Here is a 12,342-nt window from a genome sequence, read left to right as displayed (position 1 = left end):
GCCGGATCCGGCAGGGACGCATGAAGCCGATGCTGGACATCAGCGCGCAACCCACGGCGACCAGGCTCCTGGTCCACGCCGTGGTGCTGCTCGCCACGCTGGTGCGTTTTGCCTTCAGATCGAATCACCAAGAATCGCAAAGACGCGTCGAAACAAAGAGTTAGAGCAAAGCATCGTTTGCGCCTAAACGCGCTTTGCTCTAGTGCTGAGCGCCCTCCTCTGCTTCGGCCTGTTCGACCCGCCCTTCCCGATGGTGGTGCTGCAATGGGTGGGCTTCCTCACGCTCGGCAAGCTGCTCTATTTCCTCATCGCCTATCCCCTGCTCGGCGGCTCCTTCGTGGACCCGCTGGAGGAGCTGTTCGAAAACGCGCGGCGGAAGTAGAGCGGGGTGCAGAGGTGGGGCGGCGCGCGCGCCTTGCGAAGGGCGGCTTGGCGGAGGTGGACATTCGTTTGAACGAGCCGCTCAGGGACTTGCCGAGCAGGCGCCTTTCAGCCCACGACGCCGGAGCACCCAAATACGGCCGACGGCAGACCAAAGGCCGATAGCGCCAAGGCCTCCAGCAGATATTCGACTTTCTCGCTGCCTGGTCCGGATCTGACCCGAAGCAGTCATTCCCGAGGCGGATTGGCATCCAGAAGCGGACATACGCCGCCAGGGCGTCCATGACCGGAACACTGCGGCGCTAAGATTTACTCTAAAGCTGCCACAGGCTGAATTGGAACGACACTTGCAAGCGGGAAAACGCCTCGCCAACGTTGCGCAGTACTTTAAGTAAAAGAAGTTCTTTTTTCTTCCATTGAGTCTCGTGCGTATAAATTGTATGTTTATATTTCGTCAATGTTTGGATGTAGTGTCGCGCTGGAGCAAAACGACTCTGGGCGACAGCCAAACCGCAGATCACGTTGCCGACCATGCCTACAAAACGGGACTTTTCGAGGTCTAATGCCGTCGTAGAAAGCACAGGGGAAACGTCATGAATTCGCGTAAATTGCTATCCGCGTTTCTAATCTCATCCGGACTTTGCAGTGTCGCGGCCCACGCGCAAACCATAAGCGGTACGCCTGGCGAGCCGAGCGCCACTCAAACGATCGATGGGCGCTACATTCCGAGCCCTCCGCTGCCGTTCGGGGGAACGATCAATCTCGACGCGACGACATCGAAGCCGTATTGGCCGCCGACGGTGGTCCCTCCTGCGGGGGCTCCCAACGTTTTGCTGATCATGACAGACGACGCTGGCTACGGCGTTTCCGGGACGTTCGGTGGCGTCATTCCGACGCCTGCGTTGGATCGGGTCGCGAATGCGGGACTGCGTTACACGGAATTTCACTCGACGGCCCTTTGCTCGCCGACGCGTGCGGCCTTGATCACGGGGCGCAATCACCATTCGGTCGGCTTCGGCGTCATCACAGAGCAGTCGACCGGCTATCCCGGCTATGACTCCGTCATCGGTCCGGAGAACGCCACCGTCGGCGAAATTCTGAAGGATAACGGCTTTTCCACATCGTGGTTCGGCAAGAACCACAACACGCCAAGCTTTCAGTACAGTCTGTCGGGGCCGTTCGACCAATGGCCGGTAGGCATGGGCTTTGATTATTTCTACGGCTTTATGGGCGGCGAGACAGACCAATGGACGCCGTACCTCTTCAAAAACACGACACAGGTTTTCCCGTGGATCGGCAAGCCCGGTTACAACCTGACAACCGACCTGGCGGACAACGCCATCGACTATCTGAAGCAAACCAACGCCAGCTCACCGGACAAGCCGTTCTTCCTTTATTACGTGCCCGGCGGCACGCACGCTCCGCACCAGCCGACACCCGAATGGATAGAGAAATTCAAGGGCAAGTTCGACATGGGCTGGAACGCGATGCGCGACCAAATCTTCGCCAACCAAAAAAGGCTCGGCGTGATCCCGGCGACTACCGCGCTGACGCCGTGGCCGGATAGCCTGCCCAAATGGGATACGCTTTCTGCTGATGATAAAAAGATGTTTGCCCGCCAGGCAGAGGTTTATGCAGCCTACGTCGCCTACACCGACCATGAGATTGGGAGGGTAATTCAAGAAGTCGCGGACGAGGGCAAGCTCGACAATACGCTCGTCATCTATATCGAGGGCGACAACGGTACGAGTGCGGAGGGGTCTACGATCGGTACGCCGTTCGACCTGGCCGCTATCCAGGGCATCAACGTTCCCGTCAAGGATCAGTTGAAGTTTTATGACGTCTGGGGCTCGAGCGTAACCCAGCCGCATATGTCGGTGGCCTGGTCGTGGGCCTTTGACACCCCATTCAAATGGACCAAGCAGGTTGCCTCACATTTTGGCGGCACCCGCCAGGGCATGGCGATGGCATGGCCCGCTCGCATCAAGGACGCGGGCGGTATCAGATCACAGTTCCATCACATGATTGACATCGTGCCGACGCTCCTTGAGGCGACCGGCGTGCAAGCACCGGTGATGGTAAAGGGGATTGCACAAAGGCCGATCGAAGGCGTGAGCATGGCATATACCTGGGACAAGGCAAATGCCAATGCGCCCTCAACTCGTACGACCCAGTATTTCGAGATGTTCGGAAACCGCGCGATCTATCACGACGGTTGGATCGCGGCCACGACACCGCCGGCTCCCCCGTGGCTGATGGGCCTCGGCCAGATGCCGGACGTGATCAATGGCTACAAGTGGGAACTGTACAACCTCACTCAGGACTATTCGGAAAGCAACGACATCGCCGCCCAGAATCCCGACAAGCTGCGCGAGCTTCAAGAACTGTTCCTTGTCGAGGCGGCAAAGTACAATGTGTTCCCGCTCGATAACGACGTCCTCAAACGTATCCTGGCTCCCAGACCAAGCGCGACCGCGGGTCGAGACACGTTCAGTTACTCCGGGCAGGTCTCGGGCATACCTTCCAGCACAGCCCCTGACATTCTGACGAAGTCATACACCATCACAGCCGAGGTTGATGTTCCAGCCGGGGGCGCGGAGGGCATGATTGCCACGCTCGGTGGCCGGTTTGGCGGCTACGGTCTGTATCTGCTGAAAGGCAGGCCCGTATTTCTCTACAACCTTCTGGCCCTTGAGCGTTTCCGGTGGGAAGGCCAGGACGCACTCACACCCGGCAAGCACTCGATCGTCTTTGACTTCACATATGACGGTCCGGGCGCTGGCAAGGGAGGCACTGGGGTCTTGAAGGTGGATGACAAGGAAGTCGCCCGCCAGCAAATTCCTCACAGCACTCCATTTCTTGCAACCATCGACGAGACCTTCGACGTTGGCATCGATACGCGTAGCTCGGTGAATGACGACGACTATCAAGTGCCATTCGCCTTCACTGGCACGCTTGATAAGGTCACGTTCAAGCTGGGACCAATGCAGCTTGGCGCAAACGATCAAGCGATTGTGCGCAGCAAGCTCGCAATCGCGAAGGATTGAACCCGAGCATGAGCGTGGGCACCCCCCGGTTGCCCACGCCTTCCGGCCCGGCAGTTCCATTGTCCGCTTTGGGTCCGACTCAGGCCCTTCAGCCGGACGTCCTAGCGAACGGCCCCGTTCCTTGCGCTGCCCGCACCGGCGGCGCCCGGGCCGAGAGCCGACCCCGTCGCCTATGCCGGCAGGACGACCACCTTCGTCCCGACCGGCGTTTGTGTATAGAGGTGGATCATGTCCTGCGTGAGCAGGCCGGTGCAGCCGCTCGAAACGCCGGTCCCGATCGACTGGGCTATTCTCGTGCTGTAGATCGTGTAGAGCGTGTATTTGCCGTTCTGATAGAGATAGAGTGTGCGGGCGCCGAGCGGATTGTCCAGGCCTCCCGGCATGCCGCCGGCATATTTGCCCGCCTCTGGCTGGCGCGCGATCATCTCCTTGGGCGGCGTCCAGGTTGCCCATTCGGCCTTGCGCCCGACATAGGCTTCACCGCTCCACAGGAATCCCTTGCGGCCGACATTGGCGCCATAGCGGGTGGCGTTCCCATCGCCCTCGATGCGGTAGACGTAGTAATGGCCGGGATCGATGATAATCGTACCGGCCGCTTCCTTGGTGTCGTAGCGCACCGTCCGGCGATAATATTTCGGATCGATCTTGGTGACATCGACCGCCGGGATCGGGAATTTCTCTTCGGGCATCGCCCCGTAGAGCCTCGCCGCCTCGGCCTGGCTCATGCCGCCGGATGTCGCGCAACCGGCCAGCCCGAGCGCGCCGAGACTGACGGCGGAGCCGACCAGGAACGATCGGCGATTGAGAAGCCCTGACCCAAGCCGAGCTGCACCGTCCATCTCGCCGGTATCGGCAATCCCACCGTCCATGATCATGATCTCGAAGTTCCCATGTTTCGTCGCCCGGCCGGAGAATCCATCGGGATGCGCCAGCCGAACGTTTTGCTGGGCGGAGATTGCCCTCAGACGGCTCGATTGGCAAGCCCGCGCGAGGCTCCGAATTCGGGTTAACAAGGGTGCGGACGGCTGGGGCGTCATTCCCACAACCAAACCGGAGGTTTGGTTGTGGAGCGTATCCTCACAAGCTTTGCTTGTGAGTGGGAACGCCGGAATCCATGAACACAGTCCGCATAGGATGGCGTTCATGGATTCCGGGTCTCCCTTCGGTCATCCAACCAAACCTTCGGTTTGGTTGTGGGAATGACGATCTCCCCGATTCAGAGCCCTGCTTCGCTGCGCGGCGCTGCCATGCACCAAAATCGGCAACATCCACGCGGTCTGGCCGTCTCACCTCGAGCTGAGCGTCGACAGGATCATGCGGGTCACGGCTTCGGCCAGCGGGGCCCGGGTTCATCCGCCCGGCTTTCCGTGGCCGAGTTGTACCCTGCCTCACTTACGCGTAACGGCGGCTCAGGCTATTCTGAAGAGCCTGACCGAAAAATTGCGAGAAGCTCGACTTTTTGTCATTGCCGGGCTTGTCCCGGCAATCCAGGCTGGCGCAAAGGCCTGAAAAGTGGCGTCTGGATGCCCGGGACAAGCCCCGGGCATGACAAAAATTGAGCCATTCTCGAACCTGCTGCGCTCTTTGAGTCAGGCTCTGAAGACCCAGCGATGGAGATATTTCAGCATGGCGAAGCTCGTCTTCGGAATGAACCAGTCCCTGGACGGCTATGTCGACCACCTGGAAATGCGGATAGGCCCCGCGCTCTTTCGTCACTGGATAGAGCATGTGCGCGACCTGGCCGGCAGTGTGTACGGTCGCCGCATGTACGAGGTGATGCGATATTGGGACGAAGACCGTCCTGAGTGGAGTACGGAACAGCACGAGTTCGCGGCGGCGTGGAGGAACCAGCCGAAGTGGGTCGCGTCGCGCTCGTTGAAGTCGGTCGGCCCCAACGCCACGCTTATTTCGGATGACATCGAGACGGTGGTAGGCAGACTGAAGGCCGAGTTCGTCGGGGAGATTGCTGTTTCCGGGCCAGACCTGGCGCAAAGCCTGACCGACCTTGGGCTTGTTGATGAGTATCGCCTCTACTTCCATCCCGTCGTGCTTGGTCGCGGCAAGCCATTCTTCGCCGGTCCCCGGCCACCGCTCCGCCTTGTGGCCAGCGATCGAATTGGCGAGGACGCGATCAGGCTGACCTATGTTCCGGCCTGATCACGCGATCTGCTCGACGAACTGCGCCGACTGCAGATATGACGAACGGAGCGACGGCCTTTACTTCACCGTGATGGCAAGACCGCTGAGATCGACGTTGATCTGCAGGCCTATCTGCCTGCCTGTGAGTTCGAGTTGGGCGCCCTTGTCATTGGTCATGAGGATCACCTGGGCCCCTTTGACGACCGCGCCGCCTCCGCCTGCCGCACCGTAGACCCCCGACACATCCCGGGCGCTGCGAATGTGGCTCACCCTACCCTGGAAATAAGTCTTGGAGGCCCCGAAGGCGAGGCCGCCCGAGATGCCGCCGATAGAGATGGGATAGCGGCGACCGTGGAAGGTCAGCGTGCCCTCGCCTCCGGAGCCACCCACAAAGAAGGCAGCCTTGTAGACGGCGAAGCGGATCGTGCCGCTATCGGCATGTGCGGAGCCGGCAAAGCTGATGCTTGCTGCAGCAATAACCGCAGCCGCGATTGAACGAAATCTCGACGAAATCTTCATGATGCATGTCTCTCAAGATTGCCGCTCACCCAGCCAGGAGGGCACGTCAGCGTCATGCCATAGTCAGAGCTGAACAGTCTAGTCCGTCATTGGTTCCAAGCACGCGGCCTGAATCCGACTTGGGGAAGGCCGCCACGAGACGAGGCGGATGGCAAACCTAGTCTTCGTGGCTGCCAACGCTCGACTGACTCAGGATCGCCTGTCATGGGCGCGTAGGCGAAGGTCTGTTTCCGGACAGAAGGCCAATTCCCGCCCTTGGCGCGATGGCGACCTCAGCGGAGCCTTATGACACCCGCCTTCGGCCAAAGCTGGCGTGTCAAGGGTTTTGGGCGCCTCAAATCCGATTACAAAGCGGAATTCGTCGCCCGCAACCGGTCAACGATTTCCGCCAGCACATACCAGACGAAATTCGGCGTCGTTTCAACCATAAATCGAAATTGCCTTGCATCGAGCAGTGCAATTTCGGATGCCTCCATGGCCTTTGCCGTAGCTGAGCGTTGTTTGCCGTCGATCATCGATACAATACCGAACGCTCGCCCTTCGGTAATGCGCTCGATCACTTTATCATGACTACTAACTTCAACTGCCCCTTTGAGAATAATATAGGCGTAATTTGGGTTGTCGCCCTCCCGAAATACAACATCCCCAGCGCCATAGTTAATGACAGTTCCCAGACCGCGAGCAAGCTGACGAAAATCGATAGGCGACGCTACAGGCCTAGTCATCGAGGAAAGGTCGTTCATTGTTGCCTCACCTATCCAAAAAATTGTCATCTAAACTTCATCTCATAGTCATCATATCGTAATCATCGGTTCCGTTCCAATTCAAAGTTAGATTTGTCGTACCTACTTTGGCGGATGGATACTTACGCGCCGCGCTGGCCATGCATCTTGCAGTTGTAGAACCAAGCGGTCGGCGGAATTGGCCAAGTAGGCTTGGCCCGGGTCACTGGGAGCACTGCGAAAACGCAGCTCGAATTCGAAAATGGCTCCCTGCATCTGGCGCAGCGATGGCGATGCGGTGGCTAAACGTTCGATTTCGAGAACCCCGTCGAAGTTTCACTATGGTCGAGCGCGCAGGTTATCCTGCTCCGCATCTACGGAGATGCCGCCCAGGGATCCATGGGCGCTAACTTTGCAGCCCAGGAGCGGAGCCTTAGCCTTCATTGCCTCGCTCCGCTCGCAATGACGGCGTTCCCGCCGCCTTCCTGGCTTCGCCACACTTTTTGAGTCAGGCTTCCAGAGCGTCAGCTTCCAAGCCTTGCCTGGGGCAAACTCGACCTAAGTGCATTGGCTCGCGAAGCTAATTTCCGCTATCGTGCTCGTTCAACCGGACAGCGATGATCACGGATGGTTATCCCGGATGCGATGGACCAGACGCGACACCATCGTGGATTGAGGTTGGGGAACCCGATGACGAGCTTCGCTCAGTTCCTGGACCATTCTGGCGTCTACGCCGCGGAAAGCTTCATGATCGTGCCTCAGGGGGGCTTCAACCTGGTCTGCCTCCGCGACAGCAAGGACGTCGGCCTGTCCTATGATCCCGATCGGTTAAAGGTCGAGGATGTGCAGTTCGAGCAGGTCGAAAGCGTCGCCCAGGACTACATCAAAACGCGCTATGGGAAGCTGGGAAGCCAGGAGCGCGACGATCAGTTGCTGCGGCTGCGTACGGCGCTGTATCGCGCCGGGCGGCCGGGGGGCAATGCGCGCGCCCTCAAGGTCTCGCACAAAGGTGGCGGTATTCCGGAACTCAAAGCCACGCGCGGCAGCACGGGTGTCAGGTTGGAGGTCGCCATCATGCCGCGCAAGGACTTCTCGATCGCCTTCAAATTCCTCAGGCAGCCCGATCAGTCGGGCAACGTGATCAACGCCACGAAATGGACGCCGGATGACGCTCCCTGGTTCCTCACCCGGTTGAACTGGGTGTTCGGGGCCCAGGCGAACATCTTTTTCACCCCGGCCGATGCCTCATGGATCACGGTCCAGAAAGCCCTGGGGCCAAAAATCTCGCGCGATGATTTTCGAAAGGAAATCGTGCCACTCAAGCAGCGCGGCGCCCATCTCACCTGCTTTCTCGTCGGCGACTATGATGCCATGGCGACGGAGGCGGCTGGGGAATATCTGCCTGATGAGCAGGTATGCGTGGTTGTCGACCAGGGCAATCCACCCGTGTTCGACTATGGCGAAGCCTTCATTGGCGTGATGGCGCACGAGGTCGGTCACTTCCTGCACCACAAACGCAACATGCCGGGAAGTGGACACCATGACCGAGGCGGTATTTTGCTTTCCAGTGGCATGGAAAGCCTAGCCCTGGATAAGCAGCTCGTCAGCGACCTCAACGCGTGGTGAGCGCGCTCGTTCTCGGCATCCCTTGGCACATTGAGGCCACGGTCGGCGCCGGCAGTTCGTTGATGCCGAGCCCCCATTGAAGCGCCTGTGCTGGCGCAGGGCTCGCCCGCCGGTAACCCTGGTGGCTCGACGGGAGATTGTCGCGCGAAGCGGGTTGCCCGAGTAGCTATCCATCCTACGAGGTGATCAAATGGCGGACTTTGCTGCGGCGCATGAGTCCGGTTCTGGCCCTTTGCGGACTTCCAAGCGCGTGGCCGCGAACAACCGCTGGCGCCCCATCGTTGCCGTTCAGATGCAGTTGATCGCTTCCCGGAAGCCGCCATTCCGTCAACGAGATGCCTCCGATTATCATGAGTGGGTAGGGTCGTTCGCTCTTTGAAACTCTGGCTCACGAAAGTCGTAGATGACAGGCTCCGCACACTTCTGGTTTAAATCAAAGCAAATAGATCTTCACCCGCGAAGAATAAGCTTCGTTAGAGCTTGCTCAAGTAGGCTTTCAGGAGGAAACTCTCAACAGGCGCATGATAAAATGTGCCCGAGGGGGGAGGACTGGTCATGAAACTAGTGGCACTGCTAGGCACTGCACTCACGCTCCTATCGATCAGCGGGACAGGGGCGTCAGCTCAGGTCACCAATGGAACACCCGGCACACCCAGCGCGACGACCACCATCGACGGCCGCCAGATCCCGCCGCCGCCAGGCCAGTTCGGCGGCAGAGTTAATCTCGACGCGCTTCAGTCGACGCCATATTGGCAGCCGCAGGTCGTGCCGCCCAAGGGTGCACCCAACATCTTGTTGATCCTGACGGATGACGTGGGATTTGCTGCCCCGAGCACCTTCGGCGGCGTCATTCCCACACCGACGCTCGACCGCATTGCGAATATGGGACTGCGCTACACGGACTTCCACACAACGTCACTGTGTTCGCCCACACGCGCTGCTCTCATCACGGGCCGCAACCATCACTCAGTCGGCTTCGGTGTGATCAGCGAGGCGTCGACCGGCTATCCCGGTTACGATAGTGTCATCACTGCGGACAAAGACACGATCGGCACGATTCTCAAAGCAAATGGCTATGCAACGTCGTGGTTCGGCAAAGATCACAACACGCCATCTTTCCAAACCAGTCAGGCGGGGCCCTTCGATCAATGGCCCATCGGAATGGGATTTGAGTATTTCTACGGCTTTGTCAGTGGCGAGACCAACCAGTGGCAACCGGACCTCTACCGCAATACCACCCGCGTCTATCCCTATCTAAACAACCCCACCTACAACCTGACAACGGACATGGCGGACGACGCCATCAACTATCTCAATCAACTCAACCAGCTTGATCCCAAGAAGCCTTTCTTTCTCTACTATGCACCGGGCGGCACGCACGCGCCTCATCACCCGACCCCGGAATGGATCAAAAAGATCAGCGACATGCATCTCTTCGACCAGGGATGGAATGCGCTGCGTGACCAAATCTTCGCCAACCAGAAAAGGCTTGGGGTCATTCCCCAGGACGCGCAGCTCACACCCTGGCCGGATAAGATTCTCAAGCCGTGGGACGCACTTTCGGCTGACGAGAAGAAGCTCTTCATCCGCCAAGCCGATGTCTATGGAGCCTACCTCGCCTATACCGACAATGAAATTGGCCGGGTCGTCAAGGCGGTCGAGGACATGGGCAAGCTCGACGACACGCTGATTATCTTCATCAGCGGCGATAATGGCGCGAGCGCGGAAGGCTCCCCCGCTGGAACACCAAACGAGATGACCTTCTTCAACGGCGTCGACGTGCCCGTCCAGGACCAGCTCAAATTCTATGACGCCTGGGGGTCCGCGCTGACCTATCCGCATTATGCGGTCGGCTGGGCCTGGGCTTTCGACACGCCCTTCAAATGGACCAAGCAGGTCGCCTCCTATTTTGGGGGCATTCGCAACGGCATGGCCATCGCTTGGCCAGGCCACATCAAGGATGCGGGTGGCATACGCAACCAGTTCCACCACGTCATCGACATTGTCCCGACGATCTTGGAGGTAACCGGCATCCGCGCCCCCGAGACGGTCAACGGGATCACGCAGACGCCGATCGAAGGCGTGAGCCTGGCCTACACGTTCGACAAGGCGAACGCCGATGCGCCATCGAAGCACTCGACCCAGTATTTCGAGATGTTCGGCAATCGCGCGATCTACCATGATGGGTGGATTGCCTCCACAATGCCCTATCGGGAGCCCTGGAATGGCACGGCTCCCACGCCAAAAGACATCGTCAACGGCGTGACCTGGGAGCTGTTCGACCTCACCAAGGACTGGACGCAAAACAATGACGTTGCGGCCGCCAATCCTGACAAACTGAAAGAGTTGCAGGATTTGTTCTGGGTCGAAGCCACGAAATACCAGGTGCTGCCACTGGACGCCTCGGCCTTGACGCGGTTCATTCTACCCCGACCCAGCATCGTCGCCGGACGTAGCAACTTCATCTACACCAGACCCATCGTCGGCGTGCCTCTCGGGACTGCGCCGAGCATCCTCAACAAGTCGTTCACGATCACTGCCGATGTCGAAGTTCCCGCTGACGGCGGCAGCGGTATGCTTGTAACCGCGGGCGGGCGTTTCGGCGGATGGGGTTTCTACCTGCTCAAGGGGAAGCCCGTTTTTGTCTACGACCTATTGGACCTCGCCCGGCCAAGGGTGGAGTGCCCGGCTGCTCTGACACCTGGAAAGCACAATCTCGTCTTCGCCTTCAAGTCTGACGGGCCAGGCCTTGGCAAAGGTGGGAAGGGCACAATCACGATCGACGGCACCGAAGCAGCCAGCGGGACCTTCCCTCACACTATCCCCTTTGCTCTGGAGGCAAGCGAAACCTTTGATGTCGGCTCGGACACGGGAACCGGTGTCGATGATAACGACTATCAGACCCCGTTTGCCTTCACGGGCAAGCTGGGCAGCTTGAAGGTAGAGCTTGCAGCGCCTTGATGCACGAGGGCTGACACGGTACGGGCCGTCGGCTGTAAGCCGGCCCGCACCGGACACACTCGCAGTCGTCGCAGGCCGGGGCACGGGGACACTTTGCCATGGACATCGCCCATCGAGGCAAGCTTCTGTCACTGTTTGCGATCGCCGAAGGTGCGACGGGACTGGCGCTCCTCGTGGTGCCGACGATCCTGCTTTCTCTGCTGTTTGGGACAAGGCAGGTAGGGCCGGAGGCACCAGTGATCGGGCGGATTTGCGGTGCTGCGTTGCTCGCTGTTGCCGCCACAAGCTGGGACGCGCGAAACGACAAAGGGAGGCAAGGCACTCTCGGGCTCTTAGTCGGTGTTACGCTCTACAATTGCTTGGCCACGATCGTGCTTGCCTATTCCGCCCTCGTTCTGGAACTGGCCGGCATCTTGTTGTGGCCAGCGGTGTTCTATCACGCGACGACTTCGCTGTGGTGTTTGATCGTGACCTGGCGGACCAGCAAAGCCCAGTCATAGTGTGCTCTCATCAGTCGCTGCAGGACTTGCCGGCTTTGGATCGGAAGCTACGTGGGATTCTACAGACGGTAATGTCTGCTGCTGTGGAGCATTTGCTCAAAGTGGCCGGTCAGTTACCGTGAAGAGTTTCGGACATTTGATTACGCGTGGATCAATGTCCGCACTTGGCTGAACCGAACCTTCAAACAGGCCCACGAAGGACAGGCTCGACAGGGTTGGATGGGATGAAGCTTTCTCACAGGATTGCTCTCCCACAATTCAACGTCCTCAAACGCTCTCTCGGACATAAAACGAACAGATCTTGACAAGCATATGCTTTCCTGTCCTACTCATGCCTGGAATGAAGCACCGGCGGGCCGATCCGGATCCTGGTTGGCCCGCCGCTTCCGCCCACCCCGGTTGATTCCGGTTTATCCCGGCGGCACGCCAGCCGCAGCGCTCTTTTGC

The 12,342-nt window shown here is 59.1% G+C and carries 11 protein-coding genes; 7 read left to right on the top strand and 4 right to left on the bottom strand.

What is annotated here, in order from left to right:
* Nucleotides 1-20: 20 nt before the first annotated feature.
* On the top strand, nucleotides 21-164 hold the full coding sequence (locus QQL24_RS26235; RefSeq protein WP_284315254.1) for a hypothetical protein: 144 nt from the start codon (nucleotides 21-23) through the stop codon (nucleotides 162-164).
* A gap of 38 nt (nucleotides 165-202) precedes the next feature.
* Nucleotides 203-382 (top strand): hypothetical protein, encoded by a 180-nt coding sequence (locus QQL24_RS26230; protein WP_284315253.1) that lies wholly within the window; start codon nucleotides 203-205, stop codon nucleotides 380-382.
* Nucleotides 383-695: 313 nt separating this feature from the next.
* Here QQL24_RS26230 and QQL24_RS26225 read toward each other — a convergent pair whose 3' ends face one another.
* Nucleotides 696-962, bottom strand: a complete 267-nt coding sequence (locus QQL24_RS26225) for a hypothetical protein (RefSeq protein WP_284315252.1) — start codon at nucleotides 960-962, stop codon at nucleotides 696-698.
* Nucleotides 963-974: 12 nt separating this feature from the next.
* Between QQL24_RS26225 and QQL24_RS26220 the strand changes: the two genes are divergently transcribed.
* The gene (locus QQL24_RS26220) at nucleotides 975-3,428 is read left to right on the top strand and encodes an arylsulfatase (protein WP_284315251.1); all 2,454 of its coding nucleotides are present in this window, start codon (nucleotides 975-977) and stop codon (nucleotides 3,426-3,428) included.
* Between the two features lie 170 nt (nucleotides 3,429-3,598).
* Here the strand turns inward: QQL24_RS26220 and QQL24_RS26215 are convergent, their stop codons facing one another.
* The gene (locus QQL24_RS26215; RefSeq protein ID WP_284315250.1) at nucleotides 3,599-4,303 is read right to left on the bottom strand and encodes a L,D-transpeptidase; all 705 of its coding nucleotides are present in this window, start codon (nucleotides 4,301-4,303) and stop codon (nucleotides 3,599-3,601) included.
* A 751-nt stretch (nucleotides 4,304-5,054) separates the two neighbouring features.
* Between QQL24_RS26215 and QQL24_RS26210 the strand changes: the two genes are divergently transcribed.
* A complete protein-coding gene (locus tag QQL24_RS26210) occupies nucleotides 5,055-5,585 on the top strand; it encodes a dihydrofolate reductase family protein (protein ID WP_284315249.1) in 531 nt (176 codons plus the stop codon).
* A 60-nt stretch (nucleotides 5,586-5,645) separates the two neighbouring features.
* Here QQL24_RS26210 and QQL24_RS26205 read toward each other — a convergent pair whose 3' ends face one another.
* Entirely contained in the window at nucleotides 5,646-6,086 is a 441-nt protein-coding gene (locus tag QQL24_RS26205) for a lipid-binding SYLF domain-containing protein (protein ID WP_284315248.1), read from the bottom strand.
* A gap of 344 nt (nucleotides 6,087-6,430) precedes the next feature.
* Nucleotides 6,431-6,829: a Crp/Fnr family transcriptional regulator gene (locus tag QQL24_RS26200; protein WP_284315247.1), complete on the bottom strand. Its 399-nt coding sequence runs from the start codon at nucleotides 6,827-6,829 to the stop codon at nucleotides 6,431-6,433.
* Between the two features lie 669 nt (nucleotides 6,830-7,498).
* Between QQL24_RS26200 and QQL24_RS26195 the strand changes: the two genes are divergently transcribed.
* The 3 genes from QQL24_RS26195 to QQL24_RS26185 all read left to right on the top strand — a co-directional run bounded on the left by QQL24_RS26195 (nucleotide 7,499) and on the right by QQL24_RS26185 (nucleotide 11,895).
* Entirely contained in the window at nucleotides 7,499-8,434 is a 936-nt protein-coding gene (locus QQL24_RS26195) for a hypothetical protein (protein ID WP_284315246.1), read from the top strand.
* Nucleotides 8,435-8,989: 555 nt separating this feature from the next.
* Nucleotides 8,990-11,395, top strand: a complete 2,406-nt coding sequence (locus QQL24_RS26190; protein WP_284315245.1) for an arylsulfatase — start codon at nucleotides 8,990-8,992, stop codon at nucleotides 11,393-11,395.
* A 98-nt stretch (nucleotides 11,396-11,493) separates the two neighbouring features.
* On the top strand, nucleotides 11,494-11,895 hold the full coding sequence (locus QQL24_RS26185) for a hypothetical protein (RefSeq protein ID WP_284315244.1): 402 nt from the start codon (nucleotides 11,494-11,496) through the stop codon (nucleotides 11,893-11,895).
* Nucleotides 11,896-12,342: the final 447 nt, after the last annotated feature.

The organism is Labrys miyagiensis (assembly GCF_030160835.1).
Lineage (GTDB): Bacteria > Pseudomonadota > Alphaproteobacteria > Rhizobiales > Labraceae > Labrys > Labrys miyagiensis.
The sequence above is the reverse complement of the archived record's forward strand: the minus strand, read 5'-3'. Positions and strand labels throughout refer to the sequence as shown.